General features: G+C 64.1%; 23 protein-coding genes. 10 read left to right on the plus strand and 13 right to left on the minus strand.

Annotated features, from left to right (window positions below):
- Positions 1-22 precede the first annotated feature (22 nt).
- From AC5Y5W_RS04740 to AC5Y5W_RS04765, 6 genes are read right to left on the minus strand one after another with little or no spacing between them, the layout of a single operon-like run.
- Positions 23-1,474 carry a class I adenylate-forming enzyme family protein gene (locus tag AC5Y5W_RS04740; protein WP_500008924.1) on the minus strand — a complete coding sequence of 484 codons (1,452 nt, stop codon included), beginning with the start codon at positions 1,472-1,474 and terminating at the stop codon, positions 23-25.
- Entirely contained in the window at positions 1,471-2,271 is an 801-nt protein-coding gene (locus AC5Y5W_RS04745) for an enoyl-CoA hydratase/isomerase family protein (protein WP_500008925.1), read from the minus strand. The genes AC5Y5W_RS04740 and AC5Y5W_RS04745 overlap by 4 nt, the downstream gene beginning before the upstream one ends.
- Positions 2,268-3,080, minus strand: a complete 813-nt coding sequence (locus AC5Y5W_RS04750) for an enoyl-CoA hydratase/isomerase family protein (RefSeq protein ID WP_500009092.1) — start codon at positions 3,078-3,080, stop codon at positions 2,268-2,270. The genes AC5Y5W_RS04745 and AC5Y5W_RS04750 overlap by 4 nt, the downstream gene beginning before the upstream one ends.
- On the minus strand, positions 3,077-4,324 hold the full coding sequence (locus AC5Y5W_RS04755; protein ID WP_500008926.1) for an acyl-CoA dehydrogenase family protein: 1,248 nt from the start codon (positions 4,322-4,324) through the stop codon (positions 3,077-3,079). Before AC5Y5W_RS04755 ends, AC5Y5W_RS04750 begins: the two co-directional genes overlap by 4 nt.
- Positions 4,325-4,330: 6 nt before the next feature.
- Positions 4,331-5,137 carry an enoyl-CoA hydratase/isomerase family protein gene (locus AC5Y5W_RS04760; protein WP_500008927.1) on the minus strand — a complete coding sequence of 269 codons (807 nt, stop codon included), beginning with the start codon at positions 5,135-5,137 and terminating at the stop codon, positions 4,331-4,333.
- Between the two features lie 8 nt (positions 5,138-5,145).
- Positions 5,146-6,405: a hotdog family protein gene (locus AC5Y5W_RS04765; protein ID WP_500008928.1), complete on the minus strand. Its 1,260-nt coding sequence runs from the start codon at positions 6,403-6,405 to the stop codon at positions 5,146-5,148.
- Positions 6,406-6,497: 92 nt separating this feature from the next.
- Here AC5Y5W_RS04765 and AC5Y5W_RS04770 point away from each other — a divergent pair, with 92 nt between their 5' ends.
- The gene (locus AC5Y5W_RS04770; protein ID WP_500008929.1) at positions 6,498-7,322 is read left to right on the plus strand and encodes an enoyl-CoA hydratase/isomerase family protein; all 825 of its coding nucleotides are present in this window, start codon (positions 6,498-6,500) and stop codon (positions 7,320-7,322) included.
- 3 nt (positions 7,323-7,325) lie between these two features.
- Here AC5Y5W_RS04770 and AC5Y5W_RS04775 read toward each other — a convergent pair whose 3' ends face one another.
- Positions 7,326-8,192, minus strand: coding sequence for an SDR family NAD(P)-dependent oxidoreductase (locus tag AC5Y5W_RS04775; RefSeq protein WP_500008930.1), 867 nt, complete (start codon positions 8,190-8,192; stop codon positions 7,326-7,328).
- Positions 8,193-8,248: 56 nt separating this feature from the next.
- Between AC5Y5W_RS04775 and AC5Y5W_RS04780 the strand changes: the two genes are divergently transcribed.
- Positions 8,249-9,817: a class I adenylate-forming enzyme family protein gene (locus AC5Y5W_RS04780; protein WP_500008931.1), complete on the plus strand. Its 1,569-nt coding sequence runs from the start codon at positions 8,249-8,251 to the stop codon at positions 9,815-9,817.
- A gap of 3 nt (positions 9,818-9,820) precedes the next feature.
- On the opposite strand, the gene AC5Y5W_RS04785 is transcribed toward AC5Y5W_RS04780, so the two are convergent.
- Genes AC5Y5W_RS04785 through AC5Y5W_RS04795 form a run of 3 tightly spaced genes read right to left on the minus strand, consistent with a single transcriptional unit; the run spans position 9,821 to position 12,704 of the window.
- Positions 9,821-11,128 (minus strand): amidohydrolase family protein, encoded by a 1,308-nt coding sequence (locus AC5Y5W_RS04785; RefSeq protein WP_500008932.1) that lies wholly within the window; start codon positions 11,126-11,128, stop codon positions 9,821-9,823.
- A gap of 2 nt (positions 11,129-11,130) precedes the next feature.
- Positions 11,131-11,559 carry a Zn-ribbon domain-containing OB-fold protein gene (locus tag AC5Y5W_RS04790; RefSeq protein WP_500008933.1) on the minus strand — a complete coding sequence of 143 codons (429 nt, stop codon included), beginning with the start codon at positions 11,557-11,559 and terminating at the stop codon, positions 11,131-11,133.
- Positions 11,559-12,704: an acetyl-CoA acetyltransferase gene (locus AC5Y5W_RS04795; RefSeq protein ID WP_500008934.1), complete on the minus strand. Its 1,146-nt coding sequence runs from the start codon at positions 12,702-12,704 to the stop codon at positions 11,559-11,561. The genes AC5Y5W_RS04790 and AC5Y5W_RS04795 overlap by 1 nt, the downstream gene beginning before the upstream one ends.
- A 136-nt stretch (positions 12,705-12,840) precedes the next feature.
- Here AC5Y5W_RS04795 and AC5Y5W_RS04800 point away from each other — a divergent pair, with 136 nt between their 5' ends.
- The 4 genes from AC5Y5W_RS04800 to AC5Y5W_RS04815 are packed head-to-tail and all read left to right on the plus strand — an operon-like array spanning position 12,841 to position 16,647.
- The gene (locus AC5Y5W_RS04800) at positions 12,841-13,581 is read left to right on the plus strand and encodes an HpcH/HpaI aldolase family protein (protein WP_500009093.1); all 741 of its coding nucleotides are present in this window, start codon (positions 12,841-12,843) and stop codon (positions 13,579-13,581) included.
- Between the two features lie 41 nt (positions 13,582-13,622).
- The gene (locus AC5Y5W_RS04805; RefSeq protein WP_500008935.1) at positions 13,623-14,738 is read left to right on the plus strand and encodes a TauD/TfdA family dioxygenase; all 1,116 of its coding nucleotides are present in this window, start codon (positions 13,623-13,625) and stop codon (positions 14,736-14,738) included.
- Positions 14,735-15,826 carry a hydroxyacid dehydrogenase gene (locus AC5Y5W_RS04810; RefSeq protein WP_500008937.1) on the plus strand — a complete coding sequence of 364 codons (1,092 nt, stop codon included), beginning with the start codon at positions 14,735-14,737 and terminating at the stop codon, positions 15,824-15,826. The genes AC5Y5W_RS04805 and AC5Y5W_RS04810 overlap by 4 nt, the downstream gene beginning before the upstream one ends.
- Positions 15,823-16,647: an enoyl-CoA hydratase/isomerase family protein gene (locus AC5Y5W_RS04815; protein WP_500008938.1), complete on the plus strand. Its 825-nt coding sequence runs from the start codon at positions 15,823-15,825 to the stop codon at positions 16,645-16,647. Before AC5Y5W_RS04810 ends, AC5Y5W_RS04815 begins: the two co-directional genes overlap by 4 nt.
- Before the next feature lie 18 nt (positions 16,648-16,665).
- Here the strand turns inward: AC5Y5W_RS04815 and AC5Y5W_RS04820 are convergent, their stop codons facing one another.
- The gene (locus AC5Y5W_RS04820; RefSeq protein ID WP_500008939.1) at positions 16,666-17,853 is read right to left on the minus strand and encodes an amidohydrolase family protein; all 1,188 of its coding nucleotides are present in this window, start codon (positions 17,851-17,853) and stop codon (positions 16,666-16,668) included.
- Between the two features lie 190 nt (positions 17,854-18,043).
- Here AC5Y5W_RS04820 and AC5Y5W_RS04825 point away from each other — a divergent pair, with 190 nt between their 5' ends.
- Positions 18,044-18,838, plus strand: coding sequence for a TetR/AcrR family transcriptional regulator (locus AC5Y5W_RS04825; RefSeq protein ID WP_500009094.1), 795 nt, complete (start codon positions 18,044-18,046; stop codon positions 18,836-18,838).
- Here the strand turns inward: AC5Y5W_RS04825 and AC5Y5W_RS04830 are convergent.
- Positions 18,827-19,987, minus strand: coding sequence for an acyl-CoA dehydrogenase family protein (locus AC5Y5W_RS04830; protein ID WP_500008940.1), 1,161 nt, complete (start codon positions 19,985-19,987; stop codon positions 18,827-18,829). The two genes, AC5Y5W_RS04825 and AC5Y5W_RS04830, sit on opposite strands and share 12 nt — an antisense overlap.
- A gap of 103 nt (positions 19,988-20,090) precedes the next feature.
- On the opposite strand from AC5Y5W_RS04830, the gene AC5Y5W_RS04835 reads away from it, so the two are divergent.
- Positions 20,091-21,110 carry an acyl-CoA dehydrogenase family protein gene (locus AC5Y5W_RS04835; protein ID WP_500008941.1) on the plus strand — a complete coding sequence of 340 codons (1,020 nt, stop codon included), beginning with the start codon at positions 20,091-20,093 and terminating at the stop codon, positions 21,108-21,110.
- A gap of 7 nt (positions 21,111-21,117) precedes the next feature.
- On the opposite strand, the gene AC5Y5W_RS04840 is transcribed toward AC5Y5W_RS04835, so the two are convergent.
- Entirely contained in the window at positions 21,118-22,026 is a 909-nt protein-coding gene (locus AC5Y5W_RS04840; RefSeq protein WP_500008942.1) for an enoyl-CoA hydratase, read from the minus strand.
- A 126-nt stretch (positions 22,027-22,152) separates the two neighbouring features.
- On the opposite strand from AC5Y5W_RS04840, the gene AC5Y5W_RS04845 reads away from it, so the two are divergent.
- Together AC5Y5W_RS04845 and AC5Y5W_RS04850 are read left to right on the plus strand one after the other, a co-directional pair.
- The gene (locus AC5Y5W_RS04845) at positions 22,153-23,238 is read left to right on the plus strand and encodes an NAD(P)H-dependent amine dehydrogenase family protein (protein ID WP_500009095.1); all 1,086 of its coding nucleotides are present in this window, start codon (positions 22,153-22,155) and stop codon (positions 23,236-23,238) included.
- Positions 23,239-23,282: 44 nt separating this feature from the next.
- Positions 23,283-23,894, plus strand: a complete 612-nt coding sequence (locus AC5Y5W_RS04850; protein WP_500009096.1) for a nitroreductase family protein — start codon at positions 23,283-23,285, stop codon at positions 23,892-23,894.
- Positions 23,895-23,919: the final 25 nt, after the last annotated feature.

Here is a 23,919-nt window from a genome sequence, read left to right on the forward strand (position 1 = left end):
TATAGCAAACGGCGGTATCCGGTCATGCGTCGGCCATGGCGGCGAGTTCACGTTTGACGACCTTGCCGACGTCATTGCGCGGCAACTGATCGACGAATATCACTCGCACCGGTACGCGGTACGGCGTGAGACGCTCACGGCACCAGGCGATTAAGTCGTCTTCGGACAGCTCACGGTGGTCACAGACGACAAACGCCCAGGGCACCTCGCCGAGGCGCTCATCGGAAATCCCGACTACAGCTGCTTCGCGCACCCCCTCGGCGGCGAGGAGTACATCCTCCACCGTGCCCGGGAAGACCTTCAGCCCACCGCGGTTGATCATGTCCGAGACCCGGCCGTCCAGCCACAGGAATCCGTCGTCGTCGAACCACCCGAGGTCGCCGGTGTGAAACCAGCCATCATCGGTGAGCCTGTCGAGGAACGCTGGGTCGATCTTGCGAGCTGCCGTTGTCGGCGTGCGGACCATCACCTCGTCGTCGGCGATCGTGACATCAATGCCGGGCAGCGGACGTCCCACCGAGCCGAGCTTGGTCTCGCCCCATTCCCGCGCGTCGGCGGCCGACCATCCGACGACTTCGCCACCGAGCTCGGTTTGGCCGTAGGAGTTGAGCACGGTCACGCCGAACTTGTCCCGGAACTGGCCGGCTTGCACGGGAGAAAGCGGAGCGGTGATCGATCGCACGATCGTCAGCGGCGACAAATCCATGACCGATTCGTCGTGCAGGACCATCGTCAAGGCCGCGGGGGGCAAGACCGTGGACCGCAACTGATGCCGCTTGACCAGTACTGCGAAATCGGTAGGCGAGAACTTGTCCATCAGCACGACACCTGAGCCGGCGCGGAAGGCGAACAGCACCTGGTAGATGCCCGCCCATAACGACAGTGAGAGCGGAACGAGATTCGGCATCGGCGTCCGGTTCGCATTGGCCACCGCCGGTTTTGCGCCGCGGAGCTTGGCCAGCAGCCGGTCGATCAGATCGAGCACCGTTGCATGGCGCAGTGGCACCGGCTTGGGCGGGCCGGTGGTTCCCGACGTGAACTGCAGCAGCGCCACGTCCGCGTCGTACTGTCGCGGATCGGGCGGCGGTTCGGACGACGGCGAAAGCGACCACATCAAGTTCGATCCGGCCACGATAGGCAAGGTGGATTTCGAGAACCGGTGGGCTAGTTCGGGTGTCGTGATCACCAGGACTGGCCGCAATGTTGCGAGCTGGGACGCCAACTCTGCGTCGGCGGCCCTCGGGTTAAGTGGCGTGTAGACCCCACCGGCCCGCCATGTCCCGAACAGCGCGGCCACGATGGTGGCGTCATTGGGCAGCATCGCCGCGACGACTCGTCCGGTCGCCAGACCGGCTTCGGCGAGCAACGCGGCCAGGCGTTCCGCGCTCGCGATGAGGTCGTCGCGCGAGACATCGACGGCCAGGGTATGCACCGCCGTGTCGGGCAGATCGGCGAGCAGTTCGGCGAGACTCACGAGTCAGGCTCCAGCGGTTGCCAGTTGGGAGTGCGTTTGTCGGCGAATGCCTGGGGACCCTCGTTTTGGTCGGGATGGCCCCACATCGATGTCAAGTGTTTGGCGCCCTCACGGCACGCATCCGTCAAGCCGTATTCGAGTGCGCCCCACAACGCGCGCTTGGTCGCCCGCATCGCGGCGGGCGAATTCTTGGCGATATTCTCGGCCAACTCTTGCGCGACGTCGCGGAGCTTGTCCGGTGGGTCGACGATCTGGCTGATCATCCCGAGCTCGTACGCGCGTTGGGCAGTCAGACGTTCGTGGCTGCCGACGAGCGCCATCCTCAACACCGCCTCGGCCGGCATCTTTCGCATCAGCGCGATCGTCTCCAGAGCGCTGACTTGACCGATGGAGACGTGCGGGTCGACGAACGTCGCATCCGACGACGCGATGACGATGTCGGCGTCGGCAACCCAATGCAGTCCGCCGCCCGCGCACACCCCGTTGACGGCCGTGATGATGGGCTTTCCCACATTGCAATGCCAGCCCGTCAACTTCAGGTCCAGTGTGCGCATCGATTCCTGGAACTGCAGCACCGCCTCGCCGTCTAGGTCCTCGACGTCGGCGCCAACCTGAAAGGCCCTGCCGTTGCCGGTGTGCACAATGACCCGCACGCCGGGGTCCGCGTCCAATTCCGCCCATGCCCTGGGGAATTCCCCACGCATCGTAGCGTCGTATGCGTTGAGTCGATCGGGCCGGTTGTTGATGATCCAGCCGACCGGGCCGTGCCGCTCGACGATCAGCCTTTGATAGCTCAAGAAACCTCCGTGGGCTCAAGCGGCTGCCAGCTCGCGGGTCGCTTGTCGCGCCACGCGCGTACGCCCTCGGCATGGTCTGGATGATTACGCAAGCGCCAGATCTCCTCACTGGCCGCACGTTTGGCTGCAGATAGGCCGACTTCGAGGGAATGCCAGAGCGCTTTCTTGGTGGCGCGCATCGCGGTGGGGGAGTTGGCCGCGACAGCGGCGGCCAGCCGACCGGCAGCCACCCGAAGCTGGTCGGCAGGAACGACTTCCGAGACGATGCCCAACTCGTAGGCCCGCTGGGCGGAAATCCGCTCGCCCCTACCACTCAACGTCATTCGGGTGATCGCCTCCATCGGCGACTTACGCAGCAGCGTGATCGCCTCGTAGGCGACTGCCTGTCCTACCGAGACGTGCGGGTCGACGAACGAAGCCTCTTCAGCGGCGATCACGATGTCGGCGTCGGCAACCAGATGCAGACCCCCGCCCGCACACACTCCGTTGACCGCCGCGATCACCGGCTTCCACACTGCGCAGTGCCACGACGAAATCTTCAGCTCGGCGTCCCTTGTCCGGCGTGAGTGCCGTCGCATGGCCGCCTTGCCGAGAGCCACCTGCACCACGTCCATTCCGGTGCAGAACGCCTTGCCGTTGGCGGTATTGACGATCACATGCACGTCGGGGTCGGCATCCAATTCGGCCCAGGCAGCCTCGAGTTCGTCGAGCATCAGCGCATCGAACGCGTTGCCGGCATCCGGCCGGTCCAGGATCAGCCAACCGACACCGTCCGAATTCTCGACGATCAGCCGCTCGTAATGGCTCACGAGCGCGGGATTTCCTTCCAGGGCTTTCCCTTCCACGGATCAGGCTCCTTGGGCAGGCCGAGCACCCGCTCGCCGAGGATGTTCTTGTTGACGTCGGTGGTGCCGCCCTCGGTGGCGTTGGCCAGGCTGCGCAGCATGCCCTGCACCTCCCGGGGCAACGCGTCAGGATCGCCGGTCGCCGGCCACGCCACCGCAGCGGTGCCCAGCAGGTCGACCATCAAATTTTGGATCTGCTGATTGAGCGTGGCCTGATGGACCTTGCCGATCGAGGACGCCGCACCGGGCGACTGGCCAGCCGAAAGTGCTTTGCGCACACGCACATTGGTCCAGCCACGAATTTGCTCCTGGGCCCACAGTCGCATGATCTTGCTTCGGACCACCGGGTCGTCCCAACGCCCTGTCTCTCGTGCCAGGGAGATCAAGCGCTCGGTGCTGGAACCTCCGAGGCGGCCCATGCCGCCGGATCCCGTTCCGGAAACCATCTGTCGCTCACTGGACAGGGTCGATGCGCTGACCCGCCAGCCGTCGTTGATCTCACCGACTCGATGCTCGTCGGGCACTATTGCCCCATCGAGAAAAACCTCGTTGAACTCCGCTTCGCCGGTGATCTGGCGCAGCGGTCGCACGTCGACGCCCGGTTGGTGCATGTCGAGCAGGAAGTACGTAATGCCCTTGTGCTTGGGCTGGTCCGGATCGGTGCGCGCCAGCAGGATCGCAAAGTCCGCTTCGTCGGCCCACGTGGTCCACACCTTCTGTCCCGAGATCACCCAGTGATCGCCGTCGCGTACGGCCCGGGTTGCCAACGACGCGAGATCGGAGCCCGCGCCGGGTTCGCTGAAGAGCTGACACCATTTCTCCTCGTTGCGCACGATGGGCGGCAGGAAGCGCAGTCGCTGTTGCTCGGTGCCGTGACTGAACAATGCAGCGGCGGCGTTGTTGAGCCCCAACGGATTCAGCCTCGTAAGCCGGAGCGGAGCGAGAACCGTCTCGATCGCGCGTGCGATGTCGTTGCCGACGCCGAGGCCACCGTGCTCCGGAAGCCACGTCGGTGCAACCAATCCCGACTCGGCGAATGTCGGATACCAACCCCGGTAGTCGGCCGCGGAGCGGACGGCCCGCAAGGCCGCTGGCCCTTCCGCGGCGGCCGAGCGCCACGCCGCAGGCACCTCCGCGGCGATCCAGTGCCGAACCGCATCGACGGCGTCGGCGGTGGAGGTGTCGGGGGTGATCGGCAAGCGTGTCATAATCCGTCAACGACCCTGGAACTTCGCGTCGCGCTTGTCACGGAAGGCTGCCAAGCCCTCTTTGAAATCGTCACTGCGGCTGGATAATTCCAGCGCCAAAGCCTCGTTCTGGAGATGACGGTCGAGGTCGAGTCCGTTGCCGCTCTGTAGCAGCCACTTGGTGAGCCCGAGGGCAACGGTGGGCGCCTCGCCGAGTTTGGTGACGAGTTCGTTTGCGACCGAGACCAACTGGTCGGATGGGCAAGCGCCATGAATGACGCCCCACTCGGCCGCGGTGGCGCCGGAGATCTCCTCGCCGAGCATCAGCAACTGCCGGGTGCGCACCATCCCGATCAACCGTGGCAGCAACCATGCGGCGCCGCTGTCCGGTGTGAAGCCGCGGGCCATGAACGGTTCCCAGAACCGAGCGTCCTCGGCGGCCACGCAGAAGTCGGACGCCAACGCGATGTGAAACCCCAGGCCCGCCGCCCAGCCGCGAACCACCGCGACGATCGGCACCTGCGTCTCCAGCATCAACGGGATGAGCCGGTTGGCCTTGTTCGGTAGCCGGCGCTGCGTGCTGCCCACTCGCGGTTTACGCTCTGATTTGGCGTTGTTCGCGATGAGATCGGAACCCGCGCAGAAGTCCGGACCATCAGCGTCGATGCGGATGACGCGCACCGCCTCGTCGATGCCGGCGGCGGCGAGATGTTCGATCAATGCGTCCAGCATGGTGTCATTGACGGCGTTGCGCCGCTCAGCGCGGTCCAGAGTCAGGCACAGGACCGGGCCTTGGTGCTCGGTCCGAAGTCCGGGAACGCTCGCATATGGCACGGCAGCTGTCACCGTTCTGCGAATTCAGCCGATACGGCGGTGAGCAGATCGGTCAGGTTCGTCGCCCGCCCGGGCGGATCGGGCAATCGGACTGGGCCGCGGTCGCGGCTGGGCAACAGGATGGTCGCATGTCCCGGCGCGGTGATCTCATTGCGGTGGTTGGTCGCCGCGAGTTCGACATCGACCGCGGTGCGCTCGCCTGCGGCAAGGTACTTTCGAGTCACGGTGCCGGTGATGGTGTGCAGATCGCCCACGTAGTTGAACAACCGGAACTCACAGTCCAGCTTCCACAGCCAGGCGTCGTCGCCCATCCAGTCCGTGCACAGGTGGATCAACCACGTCTCACGCATCCGGCCGTAATCGAAAGTGTTGGGATTGCCGGCGTTTCGGGCCGCGTCCGGCTCCCAGTGCACTCGCTGCTGCACATCGGGTACGCCGTGATCGTCCGGCGTGTAGAAGCGGGGAATGCGTTGCCGGTTGCGCCACGCCAGCCGCAGGGGACGCACCCCGTACATACCGGTGCCCATGCCGACATGCCAGCAGACCATGTCGGTGACGGTGAGAGGTCCCTTGGTCAACGAGCCGAGCTCATCGCCCTCGCTGACGTCTTCCCACCACCGCGGTTCGGCACCACGCGGGGATTCCCGCGCGTAACGTTCGTCGATCTCGGCGATCTCCTCAGCTGTCCAGGTCTTGAGTTCGATCGACTCGTATTTCTTGCGGCCGCGGGCTTTGCTGCGCTCGGTGCGGATCATGTTGCGGTACTGGCCGCCGAGAATGGTGCCTTCGTCATCCCGGAAGACTTGGGCCGACCACTCGTGAATCGCCCGACCGGCGAACTCACTGCTTTTGTCGAGCGCGGCGACCAGCGCGTTGCGTCGAAACACTCGGTGGTTGGCCCGCAGCGGAGCCCACCATTCTCGGGCGGACGACGCGTAGAACGCGTGCACCCCGCGCAACGGGTCGCCCTTGGTGAGGGCGCGATCTTCCTCGGAGAGTTCAGTGACCTCGTCTTCGCCGATCAACGTGTCACCTCCGACCAGCGCAGGCGGTGCGATCGATTCACCCCACACCGACTTTGCCGCGTAGTCCGGATCGGCCCACATGGGATTCGCGTCCCCGTAGGCTTCAGCGACGTGGCGGAACGTGTCCTCGTTGGGGCGGACGTAGTGGGGTGGCTGAGTGTGCGGGACGGCGATGCCGATGGTGGCACGCAACCTGGCCAGCCCCTCGTCGGTGATGTGGCCCGATTGCGAGGAGCGGGTCATGGCGCGCCTCCTCAGTTCTGGCGAATATTGTGGGCCCCGACAAGTGTGGAAATTAAGATACCCGAAAAGCGGAAACGCCGTTAACGGCAGGGGTGAGTGAGTTGAGCGACGAGCAGCCGGGAATCCTGGCAGATGTTGGTGCCGACGGTGTTTGCCGCATCACCATTGATCGGCCCAATGTGGGAAACTCGTTGTCCCCGTTGGCTCGTGATGCGTTGACCGAGGCTTTCCAGCGCGCCGGCGACGACCCGGCCGTGCGTGCGGTGTTGCTGGGCGCGACTGGGCAGCGACACTTCTGCGCGGGGGCCGGGCTGCCCGCCGGATCAGCGCCCCTGCCGCCGGTGGCCGACAAGCGGTCAGGGGACGTCGCGCGGATGCTGCAGAACGGCTGGCAACGGTTGGTCTCATCAATCCTCGACTGCGACAAGCCGGTGATCGCCGCGGTGAAGGGCACCGCGGCCGGGGCAGGACTCAGCCTGGTTCTTGCCTGCGATCTTGTCGTCATGTCCACGGAGGCAAAGCTTGCCGCGGCGTTCGTGCATCGTGGTGTGCTTCCCGATTCTGGTGCCATTCATTTACTGACGAGGATCGTGGGGCTGCGCAAGGCCACCGAACTGTTGATGCTCGGCGAACCCGTCGACGCCGCCACCTGTGAGCGGCTCGGGCTGGTCAACCGCGTGGTTGGCCCGGATGTTATCGACGCGGTCGCCGACGAGCTGGTCGGTCGGCTTGCGGCTGGCCCGACGGTCATGCTCGCACACACCAAGCGACTGCTTTTGGTGTCTTCGGAGTCGGGCCGCGATCGAGCCTTCGAGCAGGAAGCGTGGGCTCAAGAGGCGGTGTCGCGGACCACCGATCTTCGGGAGGGCCTGCATTCGTTCGCCGAGCGCCGCGAACCGCGATTCTTGGGCCGCTGACCCTCACTCCTTGGCAGGCCCACCACGGATCGTGAACGTTGCGGGGTCATCGATCTCGTCGATCGCCTCGGCGACGGATTCCGCAGTAAGGAAGGCGTTTTCGATCCCTTTGGTCACGCCGATGAATACCCGTGACACCTTGCCCGCTCCCACCGAATAAATGTGAGCGGTGCGGTCGCAGTTACGGTGCGACAGGTAAACCACGACCGGAGTCACCAACTCAGGGTCCATCGCCTTGCCGGCTTCACCCATGATGGTTTCCGTCATGCGCGTCCGTGCGATGGGGGCGACCGCGTTGATCGCGATGCCGTTTCGTGCTCCCTCGATGGCGAGTATGTGCATCATGCCGACCAGTCCCATTTTGGCCGCGCCGTAATTGGCCTGCCCGAAGTTTCCGAACAAGCCGGTACCCGAGGTTGTTTGGACGATTCGCCCATAGTTGCGTTCGCGCATGACCGGCCATACCGCGCGGGTGACGTTGAAGGCACCGGACAGGTGGACGGAAATGACCGCGTCCACTTGTTCGGCGGTCATGTTCTTGAATGCCGCGTCACGCAGGATTCCCGCATTGTTGATGAGAATGTCGACCTGTCCGAATGCGTCCATGGCCGCTGCCACGATGGCTGCGCCGCCCTCCTCGGTAGCGACCGAGTCGCCGTTGGCGATCGCCGTACCGCCGGCCGAGGTGATCTCGTCAACGACGGTCTGCGCTGCCGATATCGACGCACCGGTGCCGTCCACCGCGCTGCCCAGGTCGTTGACCACGACGCGCGCGCCCCGGCGGGCGAGTTCGAGGGCGTGACAGCGGCCGAGGCCACCGCCTGCACCGGTGATGATGGCTACCTGATTGTCGAAATTCATTGACGGCATGCTGAGAGGTTACATTTACTCTCAGTGAGAACCATCATTTGCATCGGAGGACATCTATGAGCGGCGCGCCGGCGCTGTTGCAGTGTGCGCAGCGGCGCGCCGCGGCATTATGGGACCGATACCGCGAGGCGGGGTTCTGGTCGGGTGAGCCCGTCGACGTCGTTCGTGCCGCCGCGACACGACATCCGGAGAAGGTGGCTCTGTGCACCCGGGGGACCGAGCTCAGCTATGCCGAACTCGACGCGCGCATCGATGCGGCCTGTGGCGCGTTGGCGGCTTCGGGGGTTGGGGCGTCGACACCGATCGTTGCCGTCGTGGGCAACGACGTGGATTCAGTGGTTGCCGTCCATGCGGCGTTGCGCCTCGATGCCGTGGTCCTGCTGGTGCCCCGCAGCGCGGGCGTCGCACAGGTGGCCGACATCATTGCGCGCACGGGGGCCGAGTTCGGTGTCGCGCCGTGTTGGCCTGCGGCACTGCGGAGAGGGGTCTCTGAGCAAGTGACATGGGTCGCCTTTGACACCGGCGGCACACCGCAGACGGCGTACCGATCCGAGCGTGCGGCCGACCAGCCATGCCTCGTGCTCTACACGTCGGGCACCACCTCGGCCCCCAAGGGAGTCATCCACTCGCAGAGCACGCTGATGAAGGCGTCGTCAAACTACGTCGCGGCGGCCGGCCTGGGGCCGGCGGACCGGATTTTTCTCATCAGTCCGCTGGCGTCGGTGACCGGAGTGCTGCAGGCCCTGTTCATCGGGCCGATGCTCGGCGCGCCCGTCATCCTTGAGGACCACTGGGATGCTGCCGAAACCTGCAATCTGCTGGTCTCGTCGGGCGCGACCTGGTACGGCGGGCCCGATCGCTTGCTGGACAGGCTGCTCAACGAGGCGGTAATTCGCGGCCTCGATGTGCCCCTGCAGGCTGTCTATTTGGGCGGGACCATGCTGGATCGACGCATCGTCACGCGCATCGAAGACGATTTCGGGATCGTAGTGATGCGCGCCTACGGCTCCTCAGAAGTTCCGGTGAGCACATCGGGCCTGCGGTCGGAGTCCGCGGAAGTGCGTCACGCCGACGATGGTGTCGCGCTGGACGACGTCGAGTTAAGGATTGGGTCCGCGACGGATCCCGCCGAGTGCTGCATTCGGGGGCCGCACACGTTCCTCGGGTACACCGACGCCTATGACGACGCGCGGGCGTTCGACGGCGACTGGTTCCGTACCGGCGACGTGGCCGAAATCTCCGATTGCCGGGTGCGCATCGTCGGGCGTTTGAAGGACATCATCATCCGCAACGGTCTGAAGATCGCGGCTGTCGAGGTGGAGGAGGCCGTCGGCAAGATCGCTGGGGTCCACGAATGCGCGGCATACTCGGTGGCCGACGTCACGACCGGCGAACGACTCGCCGTGGCAATGGTTCTCGACGCCGACGTCGACATGTCCCTCGCGAAGGTCGCCGACGCGCTCATCTCGGCGGGAATGCCCAAGTACAAGCTGCCCGAGGAACTGGTGTTCTGGAACGAGCCGCTGCCCGTCAATGCCAACGGCAAGGTCGAGCGCAACAAACTCGCGGCGCGCTCAGCCGGGCGGCCGCGGGTGCTTGCCGACCGCCTCGCCGCAACGGGCTGAGCGTCAGTCTTTGGAGTTACCAGCCGTGTTCATAGTCAGCTTGCTTAGCTGATCTTGCCAGCCAGAACCCTCGCCGCCGTGGTCGTGCTTGGACAGCGCGCGGATAGAGACGTCGTGCCCTTCGGCGGCCTTACGCAGGGCGCCGACGGTTGCCTGCTCCTTCGCGATGTGAGAGCTGAACGGATCCCAGTGATACCAGTGCATCGCGTTCTGGTAGGTCATCTTATTGACCTCGCCATCGGGCACGTTGTACTGCTGGAGCACCTCGTGCAGTTGCTCGGGAGCGCCCGGCCACATGCTGTCGCTGTGCGGGTAATCGGCTTCCCAGCAGATGTTGTCGATGCCAATCTCGTTGCGCAGCGCCACTCCGGTGTGGTCGGAGATGAAACAGGTCAGGAAGTGATCGCGGAAGGCCTCGGACGGCTTTTGCTTGCCGAAGTCCTGACCGGTCCACGTGGAGTGCATCTCGTAGGTGCGGTCGGCGCGCTCCAGGAAGTAGGGAATCCAGCCCGTCCCGCCCTCCGACAGCGCGATCTTGAGGTCCTTGTACTTCTTGATCGGCTTGGACCACAATAGATCCGCCGCGGCCTGCACGATGTTCATCGGCTGCAACGTGATCATCACATCCATCGGCGCATCCGGGGCGGTGATCGCCAACTTGCCGGATGACCCGATGTGGACGTTCATCACGGTGTCGGTGTCGACCAAGGCTTCCCACATCGGTGTCCAGTAGTCGTCATGGAAGCTCGGATATCCCATGGCCGCTGGGTTTTCGGTGAATGTCAGTGCGTGCACGCCCCGTTCGGCGTTGCGGCGGATCTCTTTAGCGCACAGTTCGGCGTCCCAAATCACCGGTAGCGTCATAGGAATGAACCGAGCCGGGTAGGCCGCGCACCACTCCTCGACGTGCCAGTCGTTATACGCCTGAAGGAGGGCCAGGCTGAAGTCGGGATCCTCGGTGACGAACAGTCGGCCGGCGAATCCGGGGAACGACGGGAAACAGATCGAGCCGAGGATGCCGCCGGCATTCATATCTTTGATGCGCTCGTCGACTTGCCAGCAGCCAGGCCGAATCTCATCGAGACCCTGCGGTTCGATTCCGTATTCCTCTTTCGGCCTGCCAGCCACGGCATTGAGCGCCACGTTGGGGATCACTATGTCGCGGAATTGCCAGGTGTCTGAGCCATCGGGGTTGTGCACCAACCGCGGCGCCTCGTCCAGATACTTTTGGGACAGATGATTTTTGAACATGTCGGGTGGCTCGACGATGTGATCGTCGACGCTGATCAGGATCATGTCTTCTTTGTTCATCCCTATTCCTTTCCCACACCTGCTGCCACCGGCCGGAAGACCGGGATAATAAAGCCGTCATCGTCATCGCGAAATGCGACGGTGAGTTCCATGTCTGCACAGAGGGTTTCCGCCAAGCAGCCGTCCAGAACCGTCAGCAGCCGGGGACCCTCGGCGAGATCCACCATGGCGACCACATATGGTGTGCGCGTATCGAAGGGCGCCGCATTCCGGTGCACCACGGTCCACGTATAGAGCCGCGCCCGCCCGGACGCCGGTGCCTGCGCGACGTCCTCGCTCCAGCAGTGCGGGCAGAACGGACGCACGTAGAGCGAGTTCTGGCCGCACCCGGCGCACGTGTTGATCATCAGTCGACGATCCTGGATGGCCTGCCACCACGATTCGCTGTCGGAGTCGATCGTTGGCCGGTTTGCGGCCACCGGCACGTCCATCACTGCCTCCCGAGGACCATCGTGGCGCTGTGGGTGAAAAAGCCCCCCATCGCATGGACGCACGCCAGACGCGCGTCGGCAACCTGTCTGGGCCCGCACTCGCCGCGCAGCTGCCTGGTCGCTTCGACCATCAGGAACATTCCCCGCATGCCCGGATGGCAAGAGGCCAGCCCGCCGCCGTCGGTGTTGGTCGGTAACGCCCCGCCCGGACGCAGCGCACCTGATGCGATGAACGGCCCGCCCTCGCCCTTGGCGCAGAAACCCAGATCCTCCACCGTGAGCAGCACGGTGGAGGTGAATGAGTCATAGAGCTGACACACATCGATGTCGGCCGGCGCGACACCGGCTTGTGCGAATGCGCGTGGGCCGGACAGCGCGGCGGCCGACGTGGTGAAGTCGGCCCACTCGCTCATGCTGACATGGGATGTCGAGTCGGCGGCGCCGAGAATCCAGATGGGCTCCTTGGCGCAGTCCTTCGCCACCCGCTCGCTTGCCAGTACGACGGCGCCGCCACCGTCGGTGCGCAGGCACACGTGTTTGGCGGTGAACGGATCGGCCAGCATCGGTGCTGCGGCAACGTCGGCGGTGGTTATCCGGTCGCGCTCGAATGCGTCGTCGTTCATCGCCGCCCACTCGTGGGCCGCAACCGCGATTTCGGCCAATTGTTCTGCGGTGGTGCCGTATTCGATCATGTGGCGCCTGGCGGCCATCGCATACTTTGCGATCAGAGTCGCGCCGTATGGCGCCTCGTACTGCATGGCGCCGCCGGTGCTCATCGCCGCCGCTGATGCGCGTGTGCGACGCTTGACGTCGGAGCGCGCCGTTGATCCGTACGTCAGCAACGCAACGTCGATCGCGCCGGCGGCAACGGCGTCGGCGGCGTGGCCTGCCATCACCTCCCAGGACGACCCGCCGACGTTGGTCGCGTCAACCCAGGACGGTCGCAGGCCGAGGTACTCGCTCACCTCAACGGGCGGCAGCAGGGTGCCGTGGCCGCCAAAGCCTCCGATGTCGTCCTTCGTCAGACCGGCGTCGGCAATGGCGCGGCGTGCGGATTGAGCCATCAGCGCCAGCGCGGTCTTGTCAGGCACCCGTCCACAATCCGACAGGCCGGCGCCCACGATGGCGACCCGGTTCGCTGGCATACGTCATGGTTACCACATTGATAATGCCGTTCACGACTTGATGGAATGAACGTTCTCAGTCGACTACCGTGAGCATGTGCGGAAACCACTACGGGAGGCATTGCGCGGCGACGAGTTGGTGCTGTGTCTGGCACTGATGAGCGCTCGCACTCCCGATGTCCCCGCGATCGCAGCCGCATGCGGATACGACGCGGTCTACGTCGACCTCGAACACACCTCCACGTCGCTGGAGACAGCCGCGATGCTGTGCGTAAGCGCTTTGGGAGCGGGCATCTCGGCGTTGGTTCGCGTGCCGTCCCACGATCCGAGTGTCATCGCTCGTGTGATCGACAACGGTGCAATTGGAGTCATTGTGCCGCACGTCAATTCGAGAGACGAGGCGGCAGCGGTCGTCGATGCGGCGCGGTTTCCTCCGATCGGGCATCGCTCCATCTCCGGGCCCAATGCGGTGAGCGGGTACGACCCCAGATCGGCGACCGAACTCGCCGGCGTCCTCGAGCGCCGCACGGTGGTCGCGGTGATGATCGAAACGCCGCAAGCGGTCGACGACATAGACGCGATAGCGGCTGTCGATGGCATCGACATGCTACTTCTTGGCCCGAGCGATCTGACGGCCGAAATGGGCATCCACGGCGATTATGAGAATGATCATTTCCACCATGCCGTAGAATCGGTCGCGGCGGCTTGTCGTGCACACGGCGTGGCGCTGGGAATAGCCGGGCTCAAGTCCGTTGACCTGCTGAAACGCTTCGCAGATCTGGGTCTGCGTTTCATTTCGGCCGGTACGGACATCGGGATGATGACCGAGGCGGCGACCGCCCGCGCACACGCGTTGCGCGAGCTCGATGGCCGCAACGCAAGCAGCACCGATGCATAACGCCGATAGTCGAAAGTCTCGCCAGCCCAATAGGAGGACGGATGCCCACCGCGATCTATAACGAACAAGTCACCGACTCGATGTGCTGGACCGGCAAGGACTTCTCAAGCAAAGAAGATTTCGCGTTCGACCTGTCTGCGCGCAACGTGGCTGCCTTGGAATCGATCTTGGCCAAGACGTCAAAGAAGGATCGCGACGAGATCACCCCCGACGATGCCCGCCACCCGGACCTTGATGACGATCTGGCGCGGCTGTATCGCGACCTGATGTTCGGTAAGGGCGTGGCGTGCGTGCGTGGATTTCCGGTCGAACAACACTCGATCGATGACCTCGAGCGCATCTACTGGGCGTTCTGCACCCATCTCGGATACCTGGTGTCGAACAACTCGTTCGGACACCGGATGGTGCGCGTTCAAGAGGAGGTGCTGCCGAACGGCGTACAGCCGGCGCGTGGGACTAAGTCGCGTGCCGAACTGGCCATGCACAACGACGCCGCTGACATCCTGTCGCTGCTGTGCGTCTACCCGGCGGCCAGCGGAGGTGAAAGCCAGTTCGCGAGCGGGCCGGCGGCGCACAACCGGATTCTCGCCGAGCGGCCCGACCTGCTCCCAGTGCTGTATCAAGGGTTTCCGCATCACCGGCGCAGCGAGCAGCCCGACGACCAGCCGGACGTGACACCGTACGACGTCCCAGCGTTCTCCCAGATCGATGGCAGAATCTGCATCAACTTCACCTACAGCAGCATCCTGCCGGCGATGCATGCACTCGGCCGCGAGTTCACGCCCGAACAAACCGAGGCGATCGAATTGCTGCGCAACATTCTGGTCGAGCAGCAAGTTGAGTTCCGCCTCGAGTCGGGGGAGGCGGCGGTCGCAAACAACTTCGCCATGTGTCATTCACGTTCCGACTTCGTCAGCAGCAGCGATCCGAAGAAGGCCCGTTGCTTCTTGCGCGCATGGATGGAGGTGCCGCGCGAAGACCGACGACTGCCGATCGGCCGCGAGTACTTCCACATGGAGAACAAGGACCTGCGCCTGGGCTATGACGTAGTCCCGGGCCGAGACGGCTCAATTGCGCGCAACGACTACAAGAATGTCGATGCCGAACTCGCCGACATGTTCAAGGCGGCGCAGGCGAAGCCCAAGCTCAAGCAATGAGCGAGGGCCCAACTCCCAAGCTCGTCTACGAGCGATGGACCGACCCCGTCGCCGGGCAGATTCTTGAGGCGGCCGATATCGACGTCATCAAACTCGACCTGACGGCTCCGGCTGAAGATGGTTGGGCGCTGATGGAATCCGCCCATGGATACCAGGTCGCCACGCGCACCGATGTGGCGTCCTTCCCCGACGGCGAACAGTGGTTGGTGGGGCCTGCCCTGGTCCAACGCTGCGAGCAGCTGCTGGCTGTCTGTTCGGCCGGCGCCGGGTATGACGTTATCGATGTCGAGGCGTGCACACGGGCCGGGATCGCGGTGTGCAACAACTCCGGTCCGGGCGCAGAGGCCGTCGCCGAACACGCGCTGGGCTTTATGCTCGATCTTGCCAAAAGGATCACCGTCGCCGACCGTGCCCTACGCAGCGGGCCGCTCGGCGACCGCCTGGGCTTGCGGGGAAGTCAGCTGCTCGGAAAGACGCTCGGCGTGGTCGGTCTCGGCGCCATCGGCAGGCGCCTGGTGGAGTTGTGCGCGCCGTTCGGGATGGAGATCTTGGCTCACGATCCGTATGTCGACGAAGCGAGCGCTGCCCAGCGCGGAGTGACCTTGGTCCAACTCGACGAGCTGGTCGAGCGTTCCGATTTCGTTCAGGTTACGTGCCCACTCACGACCGAGACACATGGCTTGTTCGATTCCGCGCAGTTCGCCGCAATGAAGCCGTCGGCGTTCTTCATCACCACCGCCCGCGGCGCCGTTCACGATGAAGCCGCGCTGTACGACGCCGTGGTCACCGGCGGCATTGCAGGGGCGGGCCTCGATGTCTTCCACGAAGAGCCGCCGCGGCACGACAATCCGTTGCTATGCCTCGACAACGTCGTCGCCACTCCCCACGTCGCAGGCATCACCGTGGAAGCCGCCCGCGACATTGCCATCGCCACCGCGACCCAATGGCAGGCGATCTTCGAAGGCCGCTTGCCGCCCAGGCTGCTGAATCCCGATGCGTGGCCGCGCTACTGTGCGAAATTCAACGAGATCTTCGGATTTCGACCCAGCGCCGCAACGGCTTTGGAGAAAGAGAGCCCCAGCAGGTGACGGATTACGACACCATCGAATTCGAGGTGCGGGGTCACACCGCGTGCGTGACGCTGAACCGACCTGAGGTCCTCAACGCCATCAACGACGAGATGATCGCAGAGCTCGCCGGGGTGTATGCCGAAATTGAGCGTTGCCAAGATATCTGGACGGTCATCATCACCGGCACTGGGCGCGCGCTCTGTGTCGGGGCCGACGTCAACAAGGCTGCGGACCACGACATGGAGAACGCGGCGGGGATCGACAACCAGGGGGAGCCCATCCTCAGCTCGATGCGGCAGTGGGACGCGCCGCAGGAGGCGACGCCGCCCTGGCTTCAGATGACCAAGCCGATCATCTGTGCGGTGAACGGCATCGCCTGTGGTGCCGGGATGGACTTGGTTACCACCGCCGACATCACCATCGCGTCCGAGCGCGCGACATTGATGGATCCTCATGTCAGCATCGGCGTAAGCTCCGGGCGCGAAGGGGTCAGGCTCGCACGGATCCTGCCGCTACCCGTGGCGATGCGGCTGATCTTGATGGGCAAGCACGAGCAACTCGACGCGCAGCGTGCATACGACTTGGGAGTCTTCACCGAAGTGGTAGCCCATGACGCGCTCATGGATCGGGCGTGGGAGATCGCTGAGATCGTGAACTCGAATGCGCCGCTGGCGGTAAGGGGTTCGCGCATGGCGGTGCGCAAAGGGCTGACGCTGCCCATCTACGAAGCCGAACTGCTCGCCGAGAACTACCGCATGAAAGTGGCCCTGACGAAGGACGCTATCGAGGGACCACGTGCTTTCCTTGAGAAGCGTCAGCCGAACTGGAAGGCACTGTAGCGCAGCACCTCCGGAGCGCTAGGCCATGCCAAAGAACGTCTTGGCGTTGGTGGACAGAACTTTTCGTTTAGTTTCCTCGTTCAGACCCTCCGTCGCCTTATTGGCCACCTCGATGCTGTGCGGCCAGTTGGTGTCGTTGTGTGGGTAGTCGGTCTCGAACATGAGCTGGTCCTCACCGACTAGGTCGAGGATGCGGAAAGCGACAGGATCGCCGAACGTGGAGAACCACACGCGGCCAGGCACTTGAGTACTCGGTGGCTCTGTCAGCAGCGGGTGGATCCCGCCCCATGCCCGCCGGTCTTCCCAAACCTCGTCGACGCGTTGCAGGTAGTAGGGGATCCAGCCCGCTTGCGCCTCGGCGAACGCGAGCTTGAGGTTCGGGAATTGCTTGAGCTTGCCGGAGAACAGCCAGTCCACCATCGCGATGGTGCAGTTGACCGCCATCAGCGCACTGGTGACGACATGCGGAGAGTCGGGAGAGGATTTGGTGAGCGACGAGCTCGACCCGATGTGCAGCATGATGCCGACCTGGTTTCGCTCGCACGCGGCGAAGAACGGATCCCAGTAGTCGGTGTGAATGGACGGCAGATCGAGACGTGCGGGTAGTTCGGAGAAGCACACCGCATGCATGCCACGCGCGGCCACCCTGTCGACCTCCTTCGCGGCGAGCTCGACGTCCCAGAGCGGGATGATGCCAAGCGGGATCAGCCGGCCGTACGAGCTGCCGCCCCACTCATCTATTTGGAAGTCGTTGTAGGCCTCAACGCAGAGCTTGGCAAGCTCCTTGTCCTTGGCGTACAGGAAGCGTTGGCCGCAGAAGCGGACGAGTGTGTTGGGAAAACATGCCGAAGCCTCGATGCCGGCGATGTCCATATCGGCGAGCCGGTCTGCCGGGCGAAAGCAACCCGGACGCATCTCGTCGTAGGTGATCGGGTCGGTGGTGAGCTCGTCGAGTTCATAGCCGGCCGCCGCACTGATCAGCGGGATCGGGATGACTGCATCTTCGTAATGCCAGATGTCGGCGTCGCGACCCTCGTCGTCTTCGACGAACGCGACATCGGAAGTCACAGACGGATCCATCCGCCCGCGGGTACGAACGATCCGTGGTCCGATGTCGAGATAACGCTCAGGCAGCCGGCTGGTCCACAGATCGGCAGGCTCTACCAAATGGTCGTCCGGCGAGACAATTCGGATGTCTGTGCTCAACGCTGCACTCCTTCGAGGGCTTCTCGCTTCACCTACGAAACGCGAATTTCCCCTAGACGAGAATAACCGTTTCCAGAGTACCGCATGGGCGCACCGCCGCTTTGCGTCGGGCGGCGTCAGGCAAGTGGATCAACATACCTGTGTAGGGAGCTGGGCGGATTCGCCTGGCAACGCGTATTCTCAAGCAATCATGACTGCTAAGAAGCGCCCCGCGCAGGACACCGAAGCCAGCCTGGAGGTCGTCGACACCGACCTCGACGAGATGCCGACGAGCTGGCAGGAGCGAACGATCGAGCGGCGCCTTTCGGCCGCCCGAGCCCGTGCGCTGGCACGCAGCTCGAGATTCCTTGCCGCCGCCCTGGAGTTGGTGGAAGAGTCGGGGCGCGCCGACTTCACCATCCAGACTCTGATCGATCGGTCGAACCTGAGCCTGCGCGCGTTCTATCAGCACTTCGCGGGCAAGGAAGAGCTCCTGCTTGCGCTTTACGAGAACGCGACGAGTCAGTTCATCGAAGCGATCCGCCATGAGGTGGCAATGGCGGATGGTCCAATGGAACAACTCGAGGCGTTCTGTCGCGGATTTCTCTCGCGAGCCGAGTCATCCGAGGCGATTGGCGGCCGGGTGATGACGATCTACAACTTGAGCTTGGAGATTGAGCGGCCCGCCGACTTCGCAAAGATCTGGGAGCCGCACCAGAAGCTGCTGACGAAGATCCTCACCGCGTGCTCGCGTGCAGGGTTGATCCGAAAAGACTTGACGCCAGCGCAGTTGACCACCCTGCTGAACTCGACACTCATCGCACTTGCCCAAATCGGAGTGTTCCACCTGGGGGTCAAGGGCGCAGAACTTGCCGAGGATCAGTTATGGGCCTGGTGCAAACAAGCCCTGACACCCCCGGCAGGTTCGGCCAAGCCGAAAGCCATGACCGCCAAGTCTGCGGCGAAGCGAACAACGGCTCGCAAGCCTCGAAAGCTAACGGGGTAGCCCCAACCCGCGCTGCGCGATGATGGAGCGCTGAACTTCGCTTGTGCCCGCATAGATTGTGGTGCCCAACGCGAACCGCATGAGGTATTCGAAGCGGCCTTGCTCTGGGGCCGTCGGCTCGAAGTAGCTCCGCGCCGCGTCTGGCCCTACCAGTTCCATGACGTCCTGGCTGGCGCGCACGAGTGCCTCGGTGCTGAACACCTTGGACATCGGTCCTTCGGCTATCGGGTTCTGGCCGGTCTCGGTCATCCAGACGCAACGACGAAGGAGAAGCCTCGAAACCTCGTCTTCCATTGCCACCCTGGCGATTCGCCGCCGCACGTCGGTCTTGCAGAGCTGCGGCGACCCGTCGTCGGCTTGAGTGTTCGCCGCCCACTGCTCGACGTGCTGCAGCAGCCGAGAAATATGCGGCCCCCACCCGGATGCGTGCTCGTCCTGCAGCGACAGCCCCATCACCTGCCAGCCGGCGTCGACATCGCCGAGGCGCCACTCGTCTGACACGCGGACGTCGCTATAGAACGTGATGTTCGTGCGTTCGCCCGAGAGCGTCCATACCGCCTGGGCTTCGAAGCCCTCAGAGTCGAGTGGGACGAGGAACATCGTGAGTCCCTTGTGCTTGGGCTTGTCAGGATTCGTGCGTGCCAGCAGGAACACGTAGTCGGCGATGTGACCATTTGTGGTAAACATCTTGGAGCCGTTGATGACCCATCCGTCGCCCTCGCGCACGGCCTTCGTGGTCGCCGCGGCGACGTCCGAGCCGCATTCGGGTTCGGTGAACCCCAGTGCAATCGTGATATCGCCCTTCATCGCGCCACCGAGAATGCGGTCCTTCATCTCCGGCGTGCCAACGGCGCGGATGATCGACGCCACCATTCGAGTGGTCTCCGACAGGTACATGGGTGCTTCCGCCCGCATGAGTTCCTCTCGCAGGACCTGCTCGTCCCATGCATCGCGGTTCTGGCCGCCGAATTCGGTCGGCCAGCTTGGGGCGAAATAGCCTTCGTCGACCAGCCCCTTGGCGAAATCGTCGTCGTGGGAAACGCCGCTGCGGTAGATCCGCTCCTCGGACTCGGGCGTCATCACCTTCCCGAGGTAGCTGCGCACTCCGTCGCGGTAGGCCTCGGTGTTGGCGTCGAGCTGAAAGTGCATGGATCAGAACCAATCTGTCTCACAACGGGGCCGGGGCGGTACGCGCGATAATGTTACTCTCATTTGTGAGAGTAGCCATATCCGCATGTGATGGGGCCCGAGTGTGGACTTGAGTCTTACCGCCGAACAGCGCCAGCTCGTCGACTCGTTCGCCGCGATGTATGCGCGCGAGTCGACGTCGCAGCGTGTCCGGGCAGCGGAACCACTGGGTTTCGACCCCAGGTTGTGGAAGGCACTGCTGGAGACCGGTGCGGTGGAGATGGCCGTCGGTGAGGCCGCAGGCGGCTGGGGTGCCTCTGAGCTCGAACTGGCCTTGATCGCCGAACAGTACGGCCGCGCGGTCGCATCGGCCCCCGTGATCGAGGCCCAAGTTGCAGCCAGGCTGCTTGCCCAATCTGGTGATACCGGGGCGGGACTGCTGACTGAGGCCATGTCGGGTGACAAGCTGGTCAGCTTCGCGCCGCGCGTCGCATGCGGACGCGTGCTCGGGCTCGTACCGGGCGGGGCCGTCGCGGACGCGGTGGTGGCTCTTGTCGACGAGCGCCTCATCGCGGTGCCGCTCGGCGGCAACCGTCGACTCGTGCGGAATCACGGATCACTTCCGCTGGCCGATGTCGCTGTCGAGGACGACGCGGTGGTTCTTGCTCAGGGGGACGACGCACGGCGGATGTTCTCCGATGCATTGGATCTGTGGCTCGCCCTGACCTCTGCGGCGCTCTCGGGCGCGGCGAAGAGAGCCGTCGAGTTGGGTGTCGCGTACGCCAAGCAGCGGCAAGCCTTTGGGGCCCCGATCGGATCTTTTCAGGCGGTGTCACATCCGTTGGTGGACAGTGCCACTGCGGCCGACGGCGCGCTGTTGCTGGCGTTCGAGGCGGCGTGCGCGTTCGCCGACGAGCCGGAGCGCGTCACCGAATTGGCGGCTATGGCATTCGCGTTCGCATACGAGACCGCGCGCGACGCGACACAGCGCAGTCTGCACATCCATGGCGGCTACGGGTTCGGCATGGAAGGTGACATCCAGCTGTACTATCGCCGGGTCCGCGGCTGGGCCATGGTGTACGGGCAGTCGGCTGTGGCCCTCGACCGGGTCGCGGATGCCCGTTACGGCGTCGTGGCGAACTGAGCGGCTGTCACGCGTCGGCTCGCACTTGGTCTTTGACCGACAGCGCTATCGGGGGGGCGGTTCGCCAATCCGGAACTCCTTGCTCCTCGCCGGCAGTGGCACGCTTGTCGTCGCGTACGCCGACCCAGTGTGAGTGGTTCAGTTGGTGCAGGGTGAAGCAAGACTGCAGGGCGTTATAGAAGCCCATGTTGTCCACGGATTGGTTGACCGACTCCTTGATGAGTATCGCCGCCATCGTCGGCACCGTGGCGATGCGCCGGGCCATCTCGAGTGTGCGATCGGATAGCTCCTCTCTTTTGAAGATCTTGCTGACCATGCCGAGTCGGTATGCCTCCTCGATGCCGATCGCGTCGCCGGTCAGCATCAGTTCCTTGGTGCGACGGGGGCCGAACTCCCACGGGTGGCCGAAGTACTCCATGCCGCACATACCGAGCCGGGTACCGACGACGTCGGCGAAGCGCACCTCTTCACTTCCCACGATCAAGTCGCATGCCCAGATCAGCATGAGGCCCGCGGAGAACACGTCTCCGTGGACCTGCGCGATCGTGATCTTGCGCAGGTTTCGCCAGCGCAGGTTGTTCTGGAAGAAGTAGTGCCACTCCTGCAGCATGATCTTCTCCGCACCCTGCCGGGTCCCGCCGTTAATGGCAGCTGTCGGGTGCTGACCCGGTCCAGGGGTGAACTCAGCGCGGGCCTGCTTGGAGCCGATGTCATGGCCAGAAGAGAACATCGGCCCCTTACCGGCGAGGATGACGACGCGGACGTTGTCGTCGGCCTCGGCGCGGGCGAAGGCCTCGTCGAGTTCGACCAACATGCCGCGGTTTTGCGCGTTGCGTTGCTCCGGACGGTTCAATGAGATTCGGACGATCTGGCCGTCGTCGAACGTCTCCCACTTCAAGAACTGGTAATCGCTCATTGTCTCCTCCAGGGTTCTTCCGATGCGGCAATGGTGTTATCAATAACCGAGAAGGTATGTTCTCACAGGTCGGACGGGGTCAACCGGGAAGGGGCGCACATGACGGACTGTCAGCGTAAGCCGCGGGTGATTCTCTGGGGTCCGGGGCAAGTCGGGGTCGGCGCATTACGCGCGCTGATCGCGCATCCCGGGTTGGACCTCGTGGGTGTCGTCGTGCATGCCGAGGCCAAGGATGGCAAGGATGCGGGCGAGCTGTGCGGGATGCCCGCGACGGGTGTCGTCGCGACCCGCCACGTTGATGCCGCACTGTCTCTCGACGCCGACGTGGTCGCCTACTTCGCCTCGGGCGACTACCGGTATCACGAAGCGGCCCAGGACATCGCCCGCTGCCTTCGCGCAGGGAAAAACGTCGTCTGCACCTCGCTGGTCCCGATGTGCTATCCGCCCGCCGCGGACAAGCAGACCGTCGATCTCATTTCCGCGGCATGCCAGGAGGGCGGCACCAGCTTCTTCAACAGTGGAGTGGATCCCGGATGGGCCAATGATGTCATCGCGTTGACCATGACCGGATTCAGCAGCCGTGTCGACACCATCACCATGCTCGAGATACTCGATTATGGCCCGATCAACCAACCCGACATCATGTTCGACTTCATGGGCTTCGGACACCCGCCAGACCATCCGGCGCCGTTGTTCGATACTGCGCGCCTGGCCGCGTTGTGGGCGCCGACGGTGCATTTGGTAGCCGACGGCCTTGGTTTGCCCCTCGACCGCGTCGATACAAGTATCGAAAAGTGGTTGGCGACAGAGCGTTACGAGGTGGCGTCGGGGTGGGTCGAACCAGGGACCATGGGCGGGATGCGGTTCAAGCTGGCAGGAATCGTCGACGGTGAGGAGCGGGTGGTGCTGGAGCACATCACCCGCATGGGCGAAGGGTCAGCGCCGGATTGGCCGCGACATCCGTCGCCGCACGGTGGCTACCGCGTCGTTGTCGACGGTCTGCCCACGTACACGGTCGACGTCGAAATGCACGGGCGGGGAAGCAATATGCGGGGTCTGACGTATGCGACGGTGATGCGGGAACTCAATGCCATTCCGGCGGTCATCGCAGCACCGCCGGGCCTGTTGTCGACTTTGGATCTGCCGCTTGTCACCGGCCCAGTCCGCGGCGGTACGTGGCAAGGCGTGCTCGCGCGCACGATGCCGGTATGAGCAGCCGAGCCCCGCTGTCGACCTCGTCAGATTTGTGGGAGGTCATGCGGACTGCGTCGGCCGTGCGCCGCTATCGCGACGAACCCGTCTCCGACGAGGCCATCGATACCTGTCTGCGTGCGGCCAGCTGGGCTCCGTCCGGAGGCAATCAGCAGCCATGGAAGTTCCTCGTGCTCAGATCGCAGAGCTTGCGCGACGTGATCACAGCTGCGGCCCACAAGACATGGGACGTGATGACTGAGTTTTATTCGATTTCGATGCCCGACAGCGAAGCTGACGACCCCAAATCGCGCGTGCTCCGGGCGATGGCCGAGCACATGAGCGTCGGCGGTGAGGCGCCTGTCCTGGTGCTGTTCTGTGTCCAGCCGCAGCGAGGAACCACCGAACTACAGCAGGGGGGTTCGATTTTTCCCGCGGTGCAGAACTTTCTGCTTGCCGCGCGGGCACAGGGGCTCGGCGCGGCGATCACCCTGTGGCACGGGTCCTGCGAGGACCAAGTGCGATCCATGGTCGGAATTCCTGACGACTGGAAGATCGCGACTCTGCTGACGGTGGGCTGGCCTAGCGGCGGGCACCATTCGGTGCGGCGCAAGCCGCTTAATGAGGTGGCGGCGACCGATCGTTGGGATCGATCCTGGAAGACGACGACGGCGTGATCGAGCCTGGTAGCCGGGATACGGC

Source organism: Mycobacterium sp. NGS51 (assembly GCF_059812525.1).

Excerpts from the sequence above, each read along its gene's own strand:
- AC5Y5W_RS04805 (WP_500008935.1), top strand. The coding sequence starts at position 13,623 with ATGCCCACCGCGATCTATAACGAACAAGTCACCGACTCGATGTGCTGG.
- AC5Y5W_RS04780 (WP_500008931.1), top strand. The coding sequence starts at position 8,249 with ATGAGCGGCGCGCCGGCGCTGTTGCAGTGTGCGCAGCGGCGCGCCGCG.
- AC5Y5W_RS04800 (WP_500009093.1), top strand. The coding sequence starts at position 12,841 with ATGAGCGCTCGCACTCCCGATGTCCCCGCGATCGCAGCCGCATGCGGA.
- AC5Y5W_RS04795 (WP_500008934.1), bottom strand. The coding sequence starts at position 12,704 with ATGCCAGCGAACCGGGTCGCCATCGTGGGCGCCGGCCTGTCGGATTGT.
- AC5Y5W_RS04765 (WP_500008928.1), bottom strand. The coding sequence starts at position 6,405 with ATGACCCGCTCCTCGCAATCGGGCCACATCACCGACGAGGGGCTGGCC.
- AC5Y5W_RS04825 (WP_500009094.1), top strand. The coding sequence starts at position 18,044 with ATGACTGCTAAGAAGCGCCCCGCGCAGGACACCGAAGCCAGCCTGGAG.
- AC5Y5W_RS04785 (WP_500008932.1), bottom strand. The coding sequence starts at position 11,128 with ATGAACAAAGAAGACATGATCCTGATCAGCGTCGACGATCACATCGTC.
- AC5Y5W_RS04790 (WP_500008933.1), bottom strand. The coding sequence starts at position 11,559 with ATGGACGTGCCGGTGGCCGCAAACCGGCCAACGATCGACTCCGACAGC.
- AC5Y5W_RS04775 (WP_500008930.1), bottom strand. The coding sequence starts at position 8,192 with ATGCCGTCAATGAATTTCGACAATCAGGTAGCCATCATCACCGGTGCA.
- AC5Y5W_RS04755 (WP_500008926.1), bottom strand. The coding sequence starts at position 4,324 with ATGACACGCTTGCCGATCACCCCCGACACCTCCACCGCCGACGCCGTC.
- AC5Y5W_RS04840 (WP_500008942.1), bottom strand. The coding sequence starts at position 22,026 with ATGAGCGATTACCAGTTCTTGAAGTGGGAGACGTTCGACGACGGCCAG.
- AC5Y5W_RS04810 (WP_500008937.1), top strand. The coding sequence starts at position 14,735 with ATGAGCGAGGGCCCAACTCCCAAGCTCGTCTACGAGCGATGGACCGAC.
- AC5Y5W_RS04830 (WP_500008940.1), bottom strand. The coding sequence starts at position 19,987 with ATGCACTTTCAGCTCGACGCCAACACCGAGGCCTACCGCGACGGAGTG.
- AC5Y5W_RS04850 (WP_500009096.1), top strand. The coding sequence starts at position 23,283 with ATGCGGACTGCGTCGGCCGTGCGCCGCTATCGCGACGAACCCGTCTCC.